The sequence below is a fragment of the Actinomadura sp. HBU206391 genome, assembly GCF_014323665.1.
In the GTDB taxonomy this organism is placed as follows: domain Bacteria; phylum Actinomycetota; class Actinomycetes; order Streptosporangiales; family Streptosporangiaceae; genus Actinomadura_C.
On sequence record NZ_JABVEB010000016.1, the window covers coordinates 1 to 18,933 of the forward strand.

General features: G+C 70.1%; 12 protein-coding genes. 5 read left to right on the plus strand and 7 right to left on the minus strand.

Annotated elements, in window-relative coordinates; translation table 11 throughout:
* The first annotated feature begins 57 nt into the window (after nucleotides 1-57).
* A complete protein-coding gene (locus HKK72_RS09185) occupies nucleotides 58-693 on the plus strand; it encodes a hypothetical protein (RefSeq protein ID WP_222720524.1) in 636 nt (211 codons plus the stop codon).
* Nucleotides 694-837: 144 nt separating this feature from the next.
* Here HKK72_RS09185 and HKK72_RS09190 read toward each other — a convergent pair whose 3' ends face one another.
* Together HKK72_RS09190 and HKK72_RS09195 are read right to left on the minus strand one after the other, a co-directional pair.
* Complete coding sequence (locus tag HKK72_RS09190) at nucleotides 838-1,116, minus strand: hypothetical protein (protein ID WP_187233854.1); 279 nt, start codon at nucleotides 1,114-1,116, stop codon at nucleotides 838-840.
* Between the two features lie 297 nt (nucleotides 1,117-1,413).
* The gene (locus HKK72_RS09195) at nucleotides 1,414-2,574 is read right to left on the minus strand and encodes a hypothetical protein (protein ID WP_187233855.1); all 1,161 of its coding nucleotides are present in this window, start codon (nucleotides 2,572-2,574) and stop codon (nucleotides 1,414-1,416) included.
* A gap of 230 nt (nucleotides 2,575-2,804) precedes the next feature.
* On the opposite strand from HKK72_RS09195, the gene HKK72_RS09200 reads away from it, so the two are divergent.
* Both HKK72_RS09200 and HKK72_RS09205 read left to right on the plus strand, forming a co-directional pair.
* A complete protein-coding gene (locus HKK72_RS09200; RefSeq protein WP_187233856.1) occupies nucleotides 2,805-3,812 on the plus strand; it encodes a hypothetical protein in 1,008 nt (335 codons plus the stop codon).
* Complete coding sequence (locus tag HKK72_RS09205; RefSeq protein WP_187233857.1) at nucleotides 3,802-4,392, plus strand: hypothetical protein; 591 nt, start codon at nucleotides 3,802-3,804, stop codon at nucleotides 4,390-4,392. Before HKK72_RS09200 ends, HKK72_RS09205 begins: the two co-directional genes overlap by 11 nt.
* 111 nt (nucleotides 4,393-4,503) lie before the next feature.
* Here HKK72_RS09205 and HKK72_RS09210 read toward each other — a convergent pair whose 3' ends face one another.
* On the minus strand, nucleotides 4,504-5,823 hold the full coding sequence (locus HKK72_RS09210; protein ID WP_187233858.1) for a hypothetical protein: 1,320 nt from the start codon (nucleotides 5,821-5,823) through the stop codon (nucleotides 4,504-4,506).
* A gap of 57 nt (nucleotides 5,824-5,880) precedes the next feature.
* Complete coding sequence (locus tag HKK72_RS09215; RefSeq protein ID WP_187233859.1) at nucleotides 5,881-7,242, minus strand: CpaE family protein; 1,362 nt, start codon at nucleotides 7,240-7,242, stop codon at nucleotides 5,881-5,883.
* A gap of 147 nt (nucleotides 7,243-7,389) precedes the next feature.
* On the opposite strand from HKK72_RS09215, the gene HKK72_RS09220 reads away from it, so the two are divergent.
* Together HKK72_RS09220 and HKK72_RS09225 are read left to right on the plus strand one after the other, a co-directional pair.
* Nucleotides 7,390-9,912, plus strand: coding sequence for an ATP-binding protein (locus tag HKK72_RS09220; RefSeq protein WP_187233860.1), 2,523 nt, complete (start codon nucleotides 7,390-7,392; stop codon nucleotides 9,910-9,912).
* Nucleotides 9,897-13,787: a hypothetical protein gene (locus tag HKK72_RS09225; RefSeq protein WP_187233861.1), complete on the plus strand. Its 3,891-nt coding sequence runs from the start codon at nucleotides 9,897-9,899 to the stop codon at nucleotides 13,785-13,787. The genes HKK72_RS09220 and HKK72_RS09225 overlap by 16 nt, the downstream gene beginning before the upstream one ends.
* Before the next feature lie 86 nt (nucleotides 13,788-13,873).
* Here the strand turns inward: HKK72_RS09225 and HKK72_RS09230 are convergent, their stop codons facing one another.
* The 3 genes from HKK72_RS09230 to HKK72_RS09240 all read right to left on the minus strand — a co-directional run bounded on the left by HKK72_RS09230 (nucleotide 13,874) and on the right by HKK72_RS09240 (nucleotide 18,873).
* Complete coding sequence (locus tag HKK72_RS09230; RefSeq protein ID WP_187233862.1) at nucleotides 13,874-14,158, minus strand: hypothetical protein; 285 nt, start codon at nucleotides 14,156-14,158, stop codon at nucleotides 13,874-13,876.
* A gap of 317 nt (nucleotides 14,159-14,475) precedes the next feature.
* Complete coding sequence (locus tag HKK72_RS42055) at nucleotides 14,476-18,126, minus strand: NlpC/P60 family protein (RefSeq protein ID WP_187233863.1); 3,651 nt, start codon at nucleotides 18,124-18,126, stop codon at nucleotides 14,476-14,478.
* A gap of 96 nt (nucleotides 18,127-18,222) precedes the next feature.
* Complete coding sequence (locus HKK72_RS09240) at nucleotides 18,223-18,873, minus strand: hypothetical protein (RefSeq protein ID WP_187233864.1); 651 nt, start codon at nucleotides 18,871-18,873, stop codon at nucleotides 18,223-18,225.
* Between the last annotated feature and the right edge of the window lie 60 nt (nucleotides 18,874-18,933).

Consider the following 18,933-nt stretch of genomic DNA (forward strand, 5'->3'; position numbering starts at 1 on the left):
GTTGCCGGTAGCAGCCCACCTCGCACAGTCATAGCTGTCCCGTTCCAAGAGAGAAAGGTGAAGACAATCAATCGCACGCACATGGCGCTGCTGAGTGCTCTGGGGGTGGCCGCGATCGCGGTTTCCGGGTGTGGCGGCGACGAACCGGACAGCTTTGCCGGGCTGGATACGTCGGCGCCTGCTCCCGCTGCTCCCGCTCCCACCAACCAAGGCGTACCACCCGCGACGAGCGGCGGCCCGGTGACCGCACCTGGCACGAAGCTGAAGGTCGGCGAGCGCGCTGTCGTCCCGTTCAAGTACGGCAGCAGGACGGGCACGATCGCGATCACGGTGACCGCGATCGAGCAAGGCGACCAGGCGGCGTTCGCCGCCAGGTTCGGGGCCAGGGCCGGCGGGATGGTGCCGTACTACATCCGCTACACGGTCGAGAACGTCGGTGGCTCCGATCTGTCCTCAAGTTCGGCGCCGCTCCTGAGGGCCGTCGGACCTGACGGCCGGGGTACCGGCGTCGGTGTGATCGGCGACCTACCCGACTGCGAACGCGGACGCGCGACCGACGAGTTCACCACCGCCGGAGCCAAATACGAAGCTTGCCGACTCCAGGCCGCACGCCAGGGCGGCCAGGTCGCCGGAGCCGAATACGACGAGACAGAAGGCGGCTATGGGAACAGCCCCATCGTGTGGACCACGTAACCCGACACCGCACTCGAGCAAGCGCACGTGCTCCCGGTAAAGGAGGCCCGCATGATCCAGGACAGGTCATGCGGGCCTCCCGTTCGCCACGGCCCCGACGAGTCGACCCTTTACTCTCGGGCGTGGGTTTGAGCGTCAGCGCTCTCAGCGCCTCCGGTGTTCGTCGTCGGCTCGACGGTTGAGCTGAGCCGTCCAACGATGCCCGAACCAATCATGACTGAAGTTTCCGATGGCGCCGTCCAGATCCCAGGCGTACAGCTCGCCATGTGAGCAGCAGGCCACCAGCAACCTTGCACGGTGCGCGTACGCCAGCGCGGTGATCTGGTAGGCGCCTTTCGAGCCGAGGGTGACGAGGTCTCCGGCCAGCTCGGGGACGACCAGGCCGCATGCCAGGCGCGCGCCACTCCGCCAGGCGCGCGCCACTCCGCCGATCGGATGCGCCCCCGCCGCCGGACACCGCGACCCCGAGGACGCCGCCCACGCCGAGAACTCGGGTCGACGTCAGCGGCACGGACATCGCCGACCGGCTCGACGTCTCAGCGGCGGCCGGTGCGGGCGTCGCCGGTGATGAACGTCCAGACGGCGTAGCACATCAGCAGGCCGACGAGCACACCGGCGAGATCGATGCGGCCGGCGCCCACGAATCTCTCGCGTTTCGCGGCGTCGGTCTTCCGAGAGGAAGCCGGCTGATCCGCTGGCGGCTCTCGTCCGCATCCGAGCTCAAAGTGCCGGCTGGGTGGTTCCCGGTTGCAGCGGTCGCACCTCTGCCTGGCTGGGAGTGGCGGCCAGGCCGGGGAGGTCGGCGGTTGCGGCGCGCAGGATGGCGACGGCAACGTGCCCGAGGTCGTCCAGCGCGATGTCGTAGGCGATGTCACGCACGGCGTCGGCACCCAGGTGCGAGTGGATCAGCTCGGCGATGGCCTCGGTGAGTACCCGCTCGTAGGTCTCGAACCGTACCAAGCCGACCATCGCCGGGTTCCACTCAAGTCGGTCGCCCTCGCCGAGGTGCAGCCGCAGTCCGCCGGTCACCGGATCCACCTGGTCGAGACGGATCTCTCCGGCGACGTGGCCCCGGGCCGCTGGAGTCCCATCGCCGGTGAACAGCAGTACCGGCACCGTGAAGGCCACGCGACCGGCTTGCCTGCGCTGCCGGATCGCGGTGCCGCCCGGCCGGGCTGGGACCTCGACGTGGTCGAGCCCGGACAACATCCGGAACGTCGCCAGGCCGAGGAGGCTGTGCAGGGCCAGAGCGGTCGCCCGGGACACCGTCTCCACTTCACCGGGCTTGCGGGTGAGGTAACCGCCGAATCCGTACGCGAGGACACGCTGCCGGACCGGGGAGCGTAGGAAGACGCGTAGGCGGAGACCCTGGATCGGTAGTTCGAACTCGCTGTCGGCATCGGTGATCTCGGACTGGACGTATCCATTCTCGGCCTTGGCCAGCCTGCCGACCAGTCTCAACTTGCCTTTGTTGTCCGTGCGGGTCAGTGCCAGGACGTACAACCCGCCGTCCAGTTCGACGATCACGTCGTCGCCGATGACGGCCGACAACGCGCGTGCGGTTTCGTTGAGGTCCTGCAGGGTCTTGCGAGGCATCCTCGGCCGCAGCACGTTGCGGGTGGTGATCGTCTTGACGCCGATGCTGGACTCGACGTGTTCGACCTCCCGCTCGGCCTGCTTGGCGGTGTAATCGCGCAGACTGAACGCGACCACGTCATCGTCGGTCCACACGGCGCACGTGGCCTTCAGCGCCTTCTTGGCACTGAGCGGATAGGGGAGTCCCTGCCTGGCGTGTCTGGTCGCGTCCACGAAAACCGGGGCGTCATCGTCGAATGCACGCCGGAGGTAGAACTCTTCCTTGACCTGCAGGGTGGAAGTCACGATGCACCTCTCCCATATCCGGCCGCCGGCCGGATGACCGGTCGGCGGTAACGTCGTCGCCTGGCCAAGCCGGCAAGGCGTGGCACCAGTCGCCCAGACTGATGCTGTTTCCAGTCCGTTACCGTTTCGGGGGAGGCCGGATCCGCAACTACCTGAGGGACACGTGCGGGTCGCCGGCCAGTTCGGACGGTCATGGGTGACATGAGGGCGGCCCACCATAGGGGAGACCGATGCACAAGCTGACCGATTACCTGCTCGCCATCCGCACCCCCAACTCGCCATCGGCGCCTGCGGGAGTCAAGACGGTCGAGCTGGTGCCGGCCGATGGCGATGACGTGATCTCCTCGACCATCGGCGGCCTGCGGGCCGGCGGGTTGACCGCAGCCGACTTCCGCTCTCGGGCGATCTTCCTCGTGCCCGACGGTCCCGGCGGCCTGGTGACGTACGCGGCGCTGTGCGGATTCTCCGGCCGCCGCGTCGACGCTTACGCCGACGGCGCCGTCCTGGAGTTCTCTCGGCTGGATCGCGACGGCGCGGCCTGTCCCGACGCCGGCCGGCCGTCGGAGTTCCTCATGTGGGCCCAGGTCGGCGGACCGGTTGCGGAGGGGATCCCCACCGTGCACCTCGGCTCCGGCGGGCAGGAGCTGGTCAGCCCGCAGGCCGCCACGGTGATCCGGTACGCGGCGCGGCTGCGCATGGTCCCCCCGGAATCGGTCAGGGACGCGCTCGCCATGTTCGTGCTCGTCGCGGCGCTGCGGCGGCGGGCCGACGACCGGTTCCCGTTCCTGTCCACCGGCACTGAGCCCGTCCCACTCACCAAGAACGCTCTTGACCAGGGGATCGACCTGGAAAAGCTCCGGCAGGAGGCGGCGCGCCACCGACAGGAGCTGCGCATCGCGTCCCGAGGCGCCGAGGTCGTTGCGCGGGTCCCTGTCTCGCCGCACAACAGGCGGATCGCCGAGGCCAACGGGGTCGACATCCGGACGGTGCTGCGACGGCTCGGTTCCACCACCGACGAGGAGGGCATGTGGCACTGCCCGCGTCCGCGCAGTCACAGCAACGGTGACGAGCGCCCGTCCATGAAGGTGTACGGGGACAATCGGACCAGGTGTCAGCGCTGCGACGCCGAGAAGATCGGGCCGGTCCGGCTGGCCGTCGACGTGCTGAGGGTGACCCCGGACGAGGCCGCGAGTTTCATCCTGGACTCCGATCGCGTGGTCGACCTGCGTGCCGCCTGAGCGCAACGGCGCCGGCTGGTGGCCACCCGGTGAGGAGGGATCCGATGGCACGATCGCAGGCCGCGCGGACATGGTGCTGCTGACCGTGGACGGACAGGACGTGGGGCTGGTCCATCACAGTGTGCTGGACCGGGTCGCCGAGATCGCGGACCGGCTGGGCTGCCGCGCCGCCGTCGCGCTGAGCAGCCCGCCGGCCTCGTTCGACGGCTCCGGCGTGGCACGGCTGCGGCGTGACATGGACCAGGTCATCGCTTTCGCGGACGCCGCTCGGCGCACCGGGTGGGTTCTCGGAGACATCGCCGTCGCCCCCGGCGAGCACTCAGTGCCGGTGCTCGACACGCCACAGGGCAGGCTTTGGGTGCATCCGGTACGCGGGTTCGAACTGCGCGGGGCGGGCGGCGTGCGGCGGGTCACCGAGCTGGCCGAGTCGCCCGGAACCGCGCAGCGAACCCCCTTGACCTGCGTCATCGCGCCGCTGGCCGAGGCGGCGGCGCGCGCCCGGGTGCTGAAGGTGTACGAGCGGGACACCCAGCGCCTGAGTTCACGCGGTTCGAGGCCCCGCTCGCCGGAATCGCGGTGAGCGGCGCCTCGCTTCGCTGCTGGAGAGGCCCCGGCTCGCCCACATCGTCGCCGGGGAGCCGCCGTATTCCGGGCAGTCGTTGATAGGGAGCCGTCGAAACTGGCCGGGCGCTCAGGTCAGCGGGGTGAGCTTGCCAGGGGACGCGGACTGCCCGGAGACGGCGAACCGCAGCGCCGCCGGAATCGGCGTCTCCGGGTTGGCGATGAGGGCACCCACCTGGCCCGCCGCCGCCATCTCCTCGGCCACTGCCCCCGGGCGTACGCCGACCACGTAGTCGGCCTCCATCGGGTGCGCGGCGGTGACGCACCCCGCGGGCAGCGTCGCGTACGCCGCCAGGAAGACCCTGCTGCCCGCCGGAATGAGCGAGGCGAGCGCGCGCACAACGATCCGCGCGGCGGGGCCCGTCACGGTCACCGCCCGCGTGCGCCCGAGTGCGTGCCTGACCTGTGCGAGCTGATCCTCGGTGAGGATCCCGCCGGCGAGCAGCGCGGTCGCGTCCAGGTTCGTGCCGCGGCGGCGGCTCACCACCACGGAGCCCCCGATCCGCGAGACGACGGCGCCCGTCCTCTCCGGTGCCGCCTCGATCGTCTCGATGGCCCGGTGGGCCGCGGCGAGGCTGGGGAACCCCGGGACCTGGTGCACGCCGTGCGCGCCACAGACGGTCACCTCGGTGCCCTGGATGTGCACTTCGTCAACGTGCTTGTCGCGCCATAGTTCGCCGAGCAGGTGGGTGCCGCTGAGCACGTCATAGACCCGGCCGGCCATTGCCCGATCCCCGTGGGTGTAGCGGGTGAGCACCTCAATCCAGATTCCGGAGATCTGCGGCCTGAGTGAATGGGCGATCCGTTCCGCGGCGAGCCACGCCGGGTCCGCCGCGGGCGGGGTTCGCGGCCTGGCCGGATCCGGGGGTTCTGGCGCCGCTTGTGGGATCGGCGGTTGCGGCCGCGGATCCGGCGACGTTTCCGATGCCCTCTGCGCCTTCGGCTTCCTCGCGTCCGCCGGTGCCTCGGACTGCCCCGAGACCCGCGCTGGAGCCTGCCCCGAGACCTGCGCTGGAGCCTGTGCCGGGGGCTGCGCTGGAGCCTGTGGCGCGGCATGCTGTGGAGCCACATCCGCCGCCCGGGCCATCGGTGTCCTCGCGGCGGCCTGCGATGCCGCCGGTGCGGCTCCACCGGACTCGCCGATGCCGTTCTCGTCGGCCGACTCGAAGGCTGAGAACAGCGAAGCCCGTTCGTCCCGCTTCCCCGGCTGCCCGACCTTCGGCTCAGGCGCCGGGGGAGCGGTCGTCGGTCCCGCGGGCGCGGCCTGTTCGCCCGGGGGCACGGGCGTGCCCTGCGAAGCCCCCACGTCCGACCGGTCCTCGGCTTCCGGGGCGACACCGAGGGCCGCCCAGAAGTCCATCCCCGTCGCGGGGGGCTGATGAGCCGCCATGCTGATCGTTTCCTTCCGCTGAGATTGATGAGGGACGTGCCGGTTCGAGGGCCTCGGTCACTTGGACCCCAGGCCGAGCAGTTGCCGCCACCGGGTGTGCCGGCCGTTCATCGACGGCGTGGCCGTTTCGAACACCGGGTCCGCGGTGACGACCCGCAGGATGTCGTAGAGGGTCGCCTCCAGATCGGGACTGGAGCGCAGGTCACCCAGCCGGCGGTTGTTCACCGCCTGCATCCATTCCCGGTCGTCTGGGATCACCCCGACGAATCGCCACCCGGGTAGCAGGTCCATGACGTCCTCCGGGCCGCAGTCCACGTCGGCGCGGGCCCGGTTGAGGATCAGCGACAGCTTCTCCGGGTCGATGCCGCCGCCCCGCGAGTGCTGCGGCAGGGTGATGGCCCGCAGCCAGGAACGGGCCGCCTCCAGAGTTACCCGGTTGGGTTCGACGGGCACCAGGATCGCGTCGGCCTCGGGCAGGATCAGGTCGGTGAACGTGGTGTGGTAGAGCTCGGCGACCGGCGTGTCGATGAACACCAGGTCGAACGCCGCCCGCAGCACCGCCAGGATCCTCCGGTACAGCGCCGAGTTGATCAATGCGGGGTCGGCGTTGATGGGGTCGGGCGGCCCGAGCAACGCGTAAAGGCCGATCTCGGGGAGATGCGCGAGATGGTTGCGCACCGACTGCGCCGACAGCGCGCCGCTCTCCTGGAGCACGTCCAGGATCGTCGGGGACTCCAGGTTGAGGTAGCGCGCGACGTCGGCCTGCTGGAAGTTGGTGTCCACCAGCGCCACCGTCCCGGCCCGCCCCACCGTCCGAAGGTGCTTGGCCGCATGGACCGACAGGCTCACGGTCGTACTGGTCTTGCCCACGCCGCCCTTCGCCGACGCGACGGCGACGACTCGGCCGCGCCTGGCGACGGGCGCCGTTGTCCCGGCCGCAGTCCTGCGGTCGGCGGGTGTCGTCGGCCGGCTCGGCCAGGCGTTGGAGGTGGGAACCGTCTCGGGCCTCGGCGGCGTCGGATGCCGCGGCTCCGGCGTGGCTTGCGGGGCGGGAGGTGGAGCCGATTCGGGGATGCCGAACGTCGCCAGCAGTTCCGACAGCCTCAGCTGCCGGCCGGTAACCCGTACTTTCGGATCGAAGACATCACCGCGCTCGGTGAAGAACCCGTGCACCAGCACGGTGAATCCGCTGCCGGCCAGTCCGTTGGCCAGGACCGCGACTCCGGCGCCCGGCACGTCCTCGACGAACCCCGGGGCGAACATGAACGCTGCCGGGGAGCCGACCTGACCGCTCTTGGACAGGGCACGAAGTTCCGCCGCGGAGGCGGCGTCGAACACCGCGGGGAACCGGCCGGTCTTCCGCAACCTCCGCGCGACGCCCGGCTCCCCCGCCACGACGAGGTTCGGCGCAGTTGCCATCTCAGTGTCCTCAGCGCTCTGGTCGTCGACCGGCCGACATGGGCGGCCGGCCCTCCACGTCCGACTGTGCGGACCACGGCGGCTGCCGCCAGCGCCGGCCGCCGGACTGTCTGCTGGAGAGCCCACCGAACCTGGGAGATGACACGTATGGTCAACCTGAGGGCCACGTTCGGGCGACTCACCGGGACCAGCCGCGCGGGTCGTTCCGAGGCCGACACCGCCACCATGTGGACGACCCCGTACGCGTGGCGGACCGCCGACGGCGTCTACATCGGCCACAACGGCGAGGTGTGGATGTACCGGACCGTGCGGCTGGCGCCGATGAAGTGGGAGGACCCCGAGCAACAGCTGTCGCTGGCCGCGCCGCTCGACCGGCTCCTGAGCGACCTGGGGGGGACCTCACGGCAGCCCATCGGGGGCCTGGCGGCCCTGTCCAACAACCGGCGGATCCACCTGGTCTCGATCACTTGGGACGACCTGGTGACGCCGCCGCGGGACAACAGCGAGGCGTTGCGCGACTACCAGGCGGGCGCCTTCGGGTTCCTGGCGCCCAGGCGGGTGCTGTTCGTCGGCGTGCAACTGCGGTCATCGATGCGGGACCAGGCGTCGAAGGCCCGGGCGCCCGGGGGCCCGTCGTTCTTCAAGACGCTGACCGAGATGGTCAAGGAGTCCATCGGCGAGGACGTCCCGGACCTTGTCCCGTACCGGCGGGACCTCGAACTCGTCACCTCGATCTTCGACCGGAGCGACGCGCAAACGCCGACCCGGCAGGAACTCGACCAGCTGGAATCCTGGTACAACCTCGGGCGGGGTCCGGACGCGGTGATCGAGGAACTGCCCACCCGGCTGGCCGTGACCGGTGTCGGAGAGCTGGAGATGGCCGCCGTCATGCGCTTCGATCAGCCGGTCATGCCCTCTCCGTACGCCCAGTGGGCGCTGGAGGCGATCAGCCACCCCGGCGACGCCCCGCAGGTCGTGTCCATCCGTGCCGAGCTGGAGCCGCCGAACCTGACGCGGGCGCGGGCCCGCCGGGCGCAGCGGCGGATCGCGGCGAACATGGAGGAGGAGCGCAAGACCCAGGACCTGGAGAAGGTCGAGCTGTCGGAGACCTATCAGCAGGCCAAGGAGGTCGAGGACTACCTGGCGGGCTCCAAACAACCCATGCTGGCCAACTGCAGCCTCGTCATGGCACGGGAGGTCACCGAGACCACCGAGACCTACCTGGACTTCCTCTCCCAGAACTACGGAATCCAGCTGAAGCCCCTGGAGCACCGGCAGATCCAGGCGCTGGAGGAGACCCTGCCCTGCTCCTCGGTACGGGTCAATCCGTTCCTGCAGGACGTGAACGTACCGATGATCTCGCACGCGGGTCTTCAGTCGTTCTCCCGGCTCGGCGACGACACCGGGATCTTCGGCGGGCTCATCGATCCGGACGGCAGCCCCTTCTTCGTCGACCCGCTCGGCGCCCCGATGAAGAACCTGCCGCCGGTCTTCGGGATCTTCGGCGACCCCGGCAGCGGGAAGACGTTCTTCGCCCAGTCCGTCGCGGTCCAGTCCGCGCTGAACGACCTACCGGTGATCTTCGTGAACCCCAAGGGCGGTGACTCGCTGTACGGGATGGTCGACTACGCCCAGGACCTGGGCGTGTCCGGCGGGCGGGTGTCCATGTCGGCGCTGGAGGACACCCCGGGCGCCTTCGACCCGTTCCGGTACGCACCGCCGACCATCGCAGCCGAGATCGCCAATGTGCACATTCTCTCCGCGCTCGACGACTACCGGGACGGCTTGTCGCTGCCGGAGCGGCTGGCCCTCGGCTCGGGACTGAAACGCGGCGCCCTCAACGGCGCGCGCTGCGTGTGGGACGCCCTGCAGTACGTCCCCGGTGACGAGGCCGCCCGGCTGCGCGGCCTGGTCGAGCAGCAGATGGAGGCGTCCAGCATGTTCTCGCTCGGCATCGCGCTCAAGCCACTGCCTCGCCTCGACGTCACACAGCGGCTGACGCTGGTCGACTTCGACCGCGACCTGGGCCTGCCGGAGGGCAAGACCCCGAGCGAGTACTCGGTGTCGGAACGGATCGCGCTGGCGGCCGTCCGCCTGGTCATCCGGGCGTCGCTGGAGATCCTCATCGCCAACCGGTCAGGTGTGCTGATCGTGGACGAGGCGTGGACCTTCCTGTCGCAGGCCGAGGGACTGGCCTCGCTGCAGCGCATCTCCCGGGAGGGCCGGTCGCTGAACATCCTGCCGGTGTTCCTCACCCAGCGGATCGCCGACGTGGTCACCAAGGATCTGGAGTCGTACCTCAGCCGGGTGCTGGTGCTCAAGCTGAATGAGACCAGGGAGGCGGAGACGGCGCTGAGGCTGTGCGGTCTGAGGCCGACCCCGCAGCGGCTCGCCGAGATCCGTGAGTTCGGCCCGCTGCCGCCGGAGGGCGACCGCCCGGCCCGCTGGGCGCGCGGCATCTTCCGCGATCTGGCCGGCCGGCATGCCCAGGTCGTGCTGGGCCCCACGCCGCCCGACGCCGCGGCGGCCTACAGCACCAACCCCGAGGACCGCCGCAGGCGCGAGGAGCAGCGCCTGGCCCGGGTACACGCCGAGCGCGCCGAGCACGAAGCGGCGGTGCTCGCCGCGGCCGCGCCCCAGGAGGGAACGGACTCATGGCTCGTCGACTGAGCCGGTCGAGGCCCCGCCGGCCGAGCGGGCGTTCCGCCCGGCCGCCGGGCTCCGGGCCGAGCCGCACGCGCGCCGGGTCCGGTTCCGCGCCGCCGCGGCGTGGGCTCCAGTTGCTGGTGTGGGCGCTCGCGCTGACGGTGTTCTGCGGGCTGGCCCTGCTCTCCGGACAGACTTTCGGATTCGGGTCCGGGGCCGGGTCCGGGGCCGGTGGGACCGTGTCGGCCGCACCTGTATCGACGACAGCCGTTCCGACGGCCGTACAGGACACCGAAGGCCAGGTGGTCGCAGGCCCCGACGACCGCCCCTTGATCCTCGATCACGACTCGGACGGCGGCGCCTCGCCCGAGGAGGAGTCGGAGTGCACGGATTACAACGAGCAGAGTGACTTCCTGCCGCTGAACCGGTGGTCCTCCTTCAGCCTGCACACCGTGGACAACGCCTGGCTGCTGAAGACCCGGCTGATCACCTCGATCTTCGCCAGTTTCTTCTTCATGGTGGCGGCGCTGGCCTGGCGGATCATCGGCATGCTCATGGGTTTCAGCTACACCTTCGACATGGTCTGCAGGTCGGCGGACTCGATCAACGAGATCAGCGGGACGATGGCCCGGTACGCGTCCTGGTTCCTGATCCCCGCGTGGCTGGTCGTCCTCGCGGCGGCGATCAAGCGCTGGAGCACCGGCGGCAGGAAGGGTCCCGCGTCCGCGGTACGCCTGGTGATGGTGTTCCTGTCGGCGACCGGGCTGATCTTCTTCATCGCCGACCAGTCCGAGGAGAGGCGCAACGACCCGACCAAGGCCTACACCGTGCCCTGGATGGCCGCGACGGTGCAGGGATGGTTCGCGGAGGTCTCCGACGCCCTGGCCGAGATGACGAACTCCCAGGGCGAGTCGAGCGGCGAGGTGTTCTATGACGACGACCCGGCCGCGTCGGGAAGGATCACCTGCGACGGGCTTCACGAGAAGCTCTACGAGTTGTACGGCGACGAGAACGGCGGGTTCCCGGGGAACGCCGCGATGCAGCAGATCAGCAGGATGTGGGAGAGCTCGCTCGTCCGCTCCTGGATGGTCGCCCAGCTCAGCGATGGCACCGAAGAATATCCCGCCCCCGCCCACGCGGCCTGCCGCGTGCTCGAGGCGAACTCCGACGTCGACATCGGGAACAAACTGAAGGCGTTCGACCTGTCGGCCGGCTGGGCGGAGGGCACCACCACCACCGACATCTGGCGCGGCTTCTACCTCTCCCCGCGTGTGGGCGAGCAGACCATCATGGTCGCCTGGGGCGCGTGCAAGATGGACGCCGACGACGAGGGCAGGGTGCACACCACCCCGCAATGGGACGCAGCCGATGTGGACGGTAAGGAGAATGGCTGCAAGCAGCTCTACAGCGACGGCGAGACAATGGAGGATACCGATTCGTTCGCATTCCTCCTCGCAGGGATGGGTCCGCTGAAGCCCTTCTATTTCAACGGTGGCGATGAGCTGAGCGCCAATCTCGGCAAATGCGTCACCGACGAGTCGGACCCCTCGTGCCGGTACATCTGGGACTCCGCCGAGGCATGGCTCGGCGCCAATCAGACCGAGCGGCTCACCCAGGGCCTGATGTCGATGATCGTGGCGGGCGCCTTCCTGTTCGCGCTCGGCCCGATGGCGATAGGTCTCACGATGATCAGCGTGGCCCTGGCCGGGCTCGCGATGATACTGCCGCTGTCGCTGCTCTTTTTCGCCATGGGCTGGGACTCGGGCAAGCGGTTGCTCAAGCTCACCGGTGCGGCGGCGGCCGGGAAGTTCGTCTTCACCTTGGCACTGACGGCCCTGGCGACGCTCATCGACGCCACCTACATCGCGATCACCGATGCCGTCGGCACCGCCGCCCCGAACTTCTTCGAGCAGGTCGCGCAGTGCGCCGCCCCCCTGGTCGCGCTGTGGCTCTTCAAGAAGATCACCAAGTTCATGGGGCTGGGGAACATCGGCAGCATGACCGGGGCGCTGGGCTTCGCGGGTGCCGCGGCGCTCAAGTCCACGGGCGACAACCACCTCCTCCGTCCGGGCGACGACGCCTATGCCCGGCAGCTGTCCGGAGCGCTCGGCCAGGTCGGGATGGGCAGGGCGAGGCTCAGCGCGCTGGACGAGCGGTCACTGCAGAACCGGATGTTCAACAACAGGGGGACCCGGGCGGCGGGGCGTGCGGGGAGGCGCCTGGCCGGACGGGCCGCGGTCGGCACGGGACGCGCGATCGGACGCGGCGCGGAAAGGGCCACCAGGCCGATCAGGAACTCCGCCGCGGCCGCCATACGGAGAAGGCGGAACGATCTGGCGGACTTGGCGGGGTCGGGTACTCCCGCGGAGCGTGCGGCCAAGTACGCCGAACTGACCGCGGCCCTGGCCGCCGGGACCGCCATCGTCTCACCGGCGCTGCTTCCGCTGGTCGGCGCGGCGATGGGCGGCGTGGCTCTCTACCGGGGAGCCCATGCGGCTCGCGACGGGTTGAGAAACGCGATCCACCTCGCCGACCGGGTGAAGAACGGAGTGTCGCTTGACGGCGCGCTCAAGCCCGGCGAAGTGGCCGGAATGCCCATGGCAGGGAATCCGGAGGCGGCCAAGCGGCGCGCGGACGCCCGGCTCCGCAACATCGACAGGATCAACAACGTCGATGAGCAACGGCAGATGATGAAAGAGCACATCAGCCATGAACTCGACATGGTTCGGGCCAAGATGTACGGCGGCGGTCACATCGACGGGCTCAACCTGGACTTCAAGGGCTTCGTCAACGATCAGGAGAAGATGCGCGCGCTCCTCCAGCTGTCCAAGAAGACAGGGCTTGCACCGGACCAGATCATGCTCGCCGACAACGGCCTGTGGCTTCCCCAAGGGGACGCGGCCGAACGACACTGGTCCTCCCACCTGGACGATCACACCAAACGGCGACGGATCGTCGACGGGGTCGAGGAGACCGACACGCAGTTGGTCACGCGGATCATGACGCAGGGCATCGCGCGTGGTTACGTCATCGACGGCGAGCACATCGACGTGCCGGCCGAGCGTGGATTCGAGGAACTCTCAGGGATCAAGATCAGGGCCAGAGGGTCGGAGGAGGCCGCCCTCCGGGCAGGCCGGGACTGGGAACACGAACAGGGGCCGAGCCTTGGACAGCGTCGGCTGCGGGAGGCAGCGGACGTGGCCGACGCGCTTGAGGACGCGGGTGGATGGATCAGGGGCGGTCTGATGTCGAAGGAGGTCGAGCTGCCTGATGGCGTGACCGTGCGCGTGGGACAGGTCAAGGCCGACCTCGACCTCAACCTCACCAGGATGGGAAAGCTCGCCGAGCAGATGGCAGTGCTGCACGAGCAACGGCATGCCATGGATCCGGACTACTACCGATTCACACATGACCAGCAGATGAGGCAGCGTGACGACTACGCCGGAAAGATCGAAGAGTTGAGCACGACGCTGCGAGACGTCGTCGACGCCTCGATGTCGGCTCGATCCGCCACCGGCCTGCGCACCGAGATGGTCGACCCGGACATCAGCATGGACACCTCGGGGGTGATGGCGCAGGCCCAGAAGATCAGCGAGGAACTGAACGCCATGCGGAAGACATGGCACCAGCAGGTCGACAAGCATGCCGGCAGCGTCTACCGGCTGCCGATGGACCAGGCCGACGCCACCGAGTTCGTCCAGGCACTGGAGAAGTTCGGGAAGGTGCTCGCGAGCCGGCTCCTCTCCGAGGAGGAGAGCAACCGGGAGGTGGCCGACCGGCTGAGGAAGCTGGAGCAGCGCCTCCAGCACTCTCAGAGCGTGTACGACGCCGACCCCCGTAACCAGGCCGCCCCCCCGGACAATGGCCGTGATCTGGTGGCCTGGGCCGTACGGCGGTGAGCTGAGCGGGAGGCGGCCTCCTCCGTTCCGCACGCACGGGACATGAAACCGGCCCGCACCCTCCAGGGGTGCGGGCCGGTCCGGTGTCAGGATGCCGACGGTTCCGCCGGAACCGTCTCGCACATGATCTCGTACTCCTCCCGGAAGTCGGCCGGATCGACCTCCTCCAGTCGGGTGCTCTGGACATAGAGGTCCGAGTTGAGGGTGAGGATGGACTCGCCGCCCGACTCGCTGATGATTCCTTCCAGCGGGCCGTCCATGTCGAATTCCCCTTCGAACTCGACCGTCTGGGGCGTCACCTGCCCGCCATGGAACTCCACGCAGTCCGTCGGCTTGGGGTCGTCGCCGTCGAAACGGCCCTCCGTGTGCATGCCGTTGATGGCGTCGCCCTCGATGCGCTCCCACTCGAGCAGCTGGAAAACCGCCCCTCCGCTGCCGTGAAAGCGTAGCTTTCCGTGGTGGCCGACGCGGTGGCCGCCTTACCCTTGTCGATGCCGGAGGCCACGTCGGGACCTCCGGAACGCGTCATCGACGTCACTCCGAGGACGACGATGACGACGATGATGAAGACCGCGGCGGCGACCGCCGCAGGCTTTTGCAGACCCCTGTGCTTTTCGAACATGGCGGGAATTCCTTCCGCGTCGAGGTGCGGCAGGGGTCATATTTCCGGCCGTGCTGTTCGTCGTTGTCACACTTTGCCGGGGTCGAGCCAGCCGGTCCAGAAGGCGGAATTGTAGGCGCGCTCGACCCTGGAAACGTCTCTGGACGTGTTGGTGTGCACCATGTAGCCGTCGGCCAGTTGCATGGCCACATGCCCTGAGGTCGGCTCCACCAGGTCGCCGGGCCGGACCTGGCTGAAGGGGATCTGCCGCATCCAGCGGACCGCCCGCAAGGTGTCAGTGGTCGGGGCGTTGCCCCGGTAGAGGTTCGGGATCGCGTGCCGGTAGGCGCGGGAGACGAAGCTGGAACAGTCGGCGTAGTCGTCCCAGTTGCGTTGCGGTACGCACATGCAATAGGGGAGGCCCAGGTGAGTCAGCGCCCACTTGATGGCCTTCGCGGCCTCCGGGGTACGGGCCTGGACCACCGAGTCGACGCACAACTCGTGGATGCCGATCTCGGCGGAACCGTGCCGGAGCGTGTTCGCCGGGGTCTTCTTGGGGCAGCCGTCCGGCCCGACCTCCACCTGTCCGGCGCCGTAGCCGCCTGCCCCGTCGGCCCCCTCCTCCAGCGAGCCGATCCGCCGGCCCGCGCTGTCGAAGGGGGTGATGACGCCGCCGAAGAACCAGGCGTACTCGACGGCGCGCTGCTCCAGCGGGAGGGTAACCCCGTCGGTGCTGCGCAGCCGGGTCCACGCCTCGGTGGCGTCGGGGGCGATCGGGGCGCCGATCTCCCTCAGCGGGCGCGGAGCCAGCCTGGGAACGACCAGGGTGTCCTCACCGGCCACCGGAGCCGTCGGCCGGTAGGCGTTCTCCCTGGCCTGATAGTAGTTGGCCAGGCCGTTGAGGTTGGGTCTGTTCGCGGTGTCGTCGCCGGCCAGCCCGAGGGCGATCTGGGCGAGCGTGGCGTTGTATCCGGGTGCCCAGGAGCTGCTGAGGCAGGCGTGGCCGGAACTCGGGTCGGTGAGATCACTGGCCTCCCGCAGCGCCGTCATCTTCGGTTGCCACTCGCCGTACACGTCGGCCTCGTCCGGGGGTTCCTCCAGCGCCGCGAACTCCGTGGCGTGCGGGGCGATCGCCGTCAGGAAGTCGGTCATCGCCCTCGTGCACTCGGCCGAGGCCGTGAACTCCCCTCCGGGGCCGAAGCGCGCGAACGGCCTCAGGTCGCCGCCCATGGCGATGCCGAGCCGCTGCCAGCCGCCGATCATAGGCTGGTACACACCCAGCTCGGCCACGCGTTCCTTCGGCGGGATGCGCTCGACGGACAGCACGAGCCTGGCGGCGCCCGTGATGTTCTCATCGGTGTCGCACCGGTCGCTCACCCCGGCGGCGTCCGCCTCCCGCTCGGTCATGGGGAAGACGCCCTGGCGACCGTTCGCGTCGTCGTCGCACTCGTCGGTCGACCACTTTCCGGCCCCGTAGCTGACCGACAGTGCCTCGTTGACCAGGGTCTCGATGGCGGCGATCCGGTCGTTCTCGACGGTGTGGACGAACTCGCCGTCGTCGTCGTACGCCCCGCCGGTGACCAGATGCAACTCCGGCAGGCGGAGGATCTCGCAACGCCAGATAGAGATGATCTTGAAGCTGGTCGACCAGGGCTCTTCCGGGTCGTCCGGCGGCGGCACGGCGCACGGCGCGTCGGGGTCGGCGCCCCGGTCGGCGAAGATCCCGGACGCCGCGATGGCCCTGCTCCAGTACTCGCGTGCGTCCTCCTGGTTCTCGGCCGTGCCGTTGGGCTTCCACCGGGGGCCTGTGCGGTCCGCGTGCACCCTCTTCGCCGCATCGACCAGCGTGCGGGCGACGTAGTACGAGGAGTCGCACGGGTTCTGGGGGTCCAGGGACATGCGCGCCATCTCGAACGCCGTCCCCCGTGTGAGAAGGTACGGGCCGACACCCTGGTCGCCCTCGCCCCCGATGGTCGGCTCCGGGTTCTCGACGAGGCAGCCGTCCGCGATCACCCCGGCCGGAACGCCGCCCCCCGCGTCATCCGCCGACCTGCCATCGGCGGGCTCCGGGGGCTCGGCTCTCGGTTCGCCGGGCCACGTGCCGCCGGGCTGTATGCCGCCCTCCGTGCGGAACGTGGCCGGCTGCGGTGCGTTCGCGGAGCCGCCGGCCTGGTACTGCCGGGCGGCGTCCCGCATCTTCGCCATCACGCCATCGACGTACTCCCAGATCGTCGGGTTGAAGGAGCAGGCGGCCGGGCACTGGTCCCACCTCCCCGGTGAGTTCGCCCACGCGGGGTAGAAGTGGGCCGCGGCGACCTGCTGCCATTTCTTGTACCGGTTCCATTTGTCCAGGACGTCCCTGGTGGCGCGGCGGTCCTGCACGCTCGGCGGCGCGTCGCACGCGGTCCGGTACCCCCCGTAGTTGTTCCACGTGCTCGAGATGTACTGGTAGGCGCCGCAGGCGTCGCTCTCGCTCGTCCCGGCCCGGCGGGTGTAGCCGCCGTTCGACTCGTGCATCCGCAGGGCGTACAGGAACCAGCCGAGCTGGTGGGCGAGATCGCCCTCCGGCGGCCCGGCATGGCCGTATCCCACCGTGGCGGCCGAGCCGGGGCCCGTCACCCCCTGCACGGGCCCTGGCCCGGCGCCGCTGGTGACACCGGCCTCCACGGCGCCGCCGTCGGTGGCGCCTCCGCCCCCGGGGATCTCCGACGCCTCGCGCCCGGGGTCGCGGTCGACGTTGTCGTAAGGGCTGTAGCGGGCGAAGTCGGTCTGCGTCTTGACGATGCCGGCCAGGACCGTCCAGGGCACGGTGGCGTAGTCGGGCTGCCCGGACGACGCCCGGTTCGCGGCCTGCTGGAGCACCCGCTGCCACCCGTCCGGGAAGTACTCGCCGACTCTGCTGTTCGACCTGTCGTCCGGCTGGGTCTCGGTGTCGTCGAGGACCGCTCCGAGCACCCCGGCCACGAGGATGAGGGGCATCAGCGTCGACGCGCCGACCCCCAGGGACATGGCGGCCCCGCGGCGGCTCGAACCGGACCCCGAGGACGCGTTCGCCTCCCCATCGCCGTTGCCGCCCAGGAAGCCGTCCTTCACCGACTTCGGCGCGAACAGTCCGGCGGGCGTCAGGTTCAGCAGTCGCCGGCCGTACCTGGTGTTGGCGAGGCGCCTGGCGGCGTCGTACACGGCGGGCGGAATGCCCACCGAGGCGGCGAGGTTGCGAACGTACTGGTTCGCCGCCTGTCCCAACGCATTGCCGGCTTGTCGCGCCAGGTGTTTGGTCTTCTCCCCGAGGGTGTCGCCTTGCGGCTTGGACAGGCCCGTCCCCGCCAGGCCGCCCGCCTTGCCCCCCATCGCTCTGCGCAGGCCCCCTGAGCCGCTCGCCGCGGCGGTCCCGCCGGTCGCTCCCGACGACGCCGGTCCGGCGTCCGGCTTCCCACCGTCCGGGGCCGCTCCACCGTCCGCCGGCTTGGCCGCACTCGGTTCGGCGGTGGTCGCGGACGGGCCGCCCTCGGCTCCCGGTGCCCTGCCGGGCGGCGGTTCCGCCTTCGGCAGGCCGCCTCCGCCTCCGCCTCCGCCTCCGCCTCCGCCGCCGCCGGAGGTGTGGCGGGCGACGACATCGCGGCCTTTTTCCGGGGTCTGCCGTGAGGCTGCCGCTCGCGGGTCGTGTTGGGCCGGTCCGCCGGGCCGTCCCGGCATCGGACCGGACGGCCGGCCCGGGATGCTGTTGGCCTCGTTCACGCGATGCCCCTCGAGGTTCTGCGGTCGTCTCCCGACTGTTCGTGGGTGATCGGCAAAGACCGTCCGCCGACGCGCGCGGAGGGCAAGGCCCGCCCGTCAGCGCGCCCGGATCGCGTATCCGTCCGGGCCGCGTTCGACCGTGATCTCCACGCGACGGGACGCGGCGTTCCCGTCCCGCGTGATCGTCGCGCTGAACAGGTACTGGCCGGTCCCTGTGACGCGGGGATCCTTGACGGTGATCTCTCCGGCCACCGAGCCCCGCGGGTACGCGGGCGCCGCGGAGGGCCTGGCGGCGCCGACGAACAGGATCCCGGTCCAATCACCGGTCGCCTCTGCGGTGGCGGCGGCGAACGCCACGTTCCGGGCACCGGCCGGGACGACCGTCGTCCCGCCGCCGGTCACCGGGACCCGTACCGCGGCGGTGGCGGTGAAGTCCTCGGTGGGCGCCTCCCCCGGGGCAGGTGACGGCGCACCGGTGCCGGGTGTGGCGGATGCCGCCTCGTCCGCGGAGGGTGCGGGGGTGACGGTGTAGGGGTTCAGCGACCGCACCGCGAACCGCCGTTCGTCGCCGCCGGCGTCCTCCGACGATCCGCCACGACCGAACACCGCGCCGAGCAGCAGCATCGCGATGACCCCGGCGAGCGCCACCCACACCACGAGGTCCCACCATTCGGGCAGCTCGGTGCGGTCCCAGGGGCGGCTGCGCCGGTCGAAGCCCTCGCGGACGTAGTCGGTTATCTTCGGCATACCGTTGACCGTCGGTGCCGGAAGGCGTCCGGCAACCGGCGGGCGTGGCGGCCGGGGCGG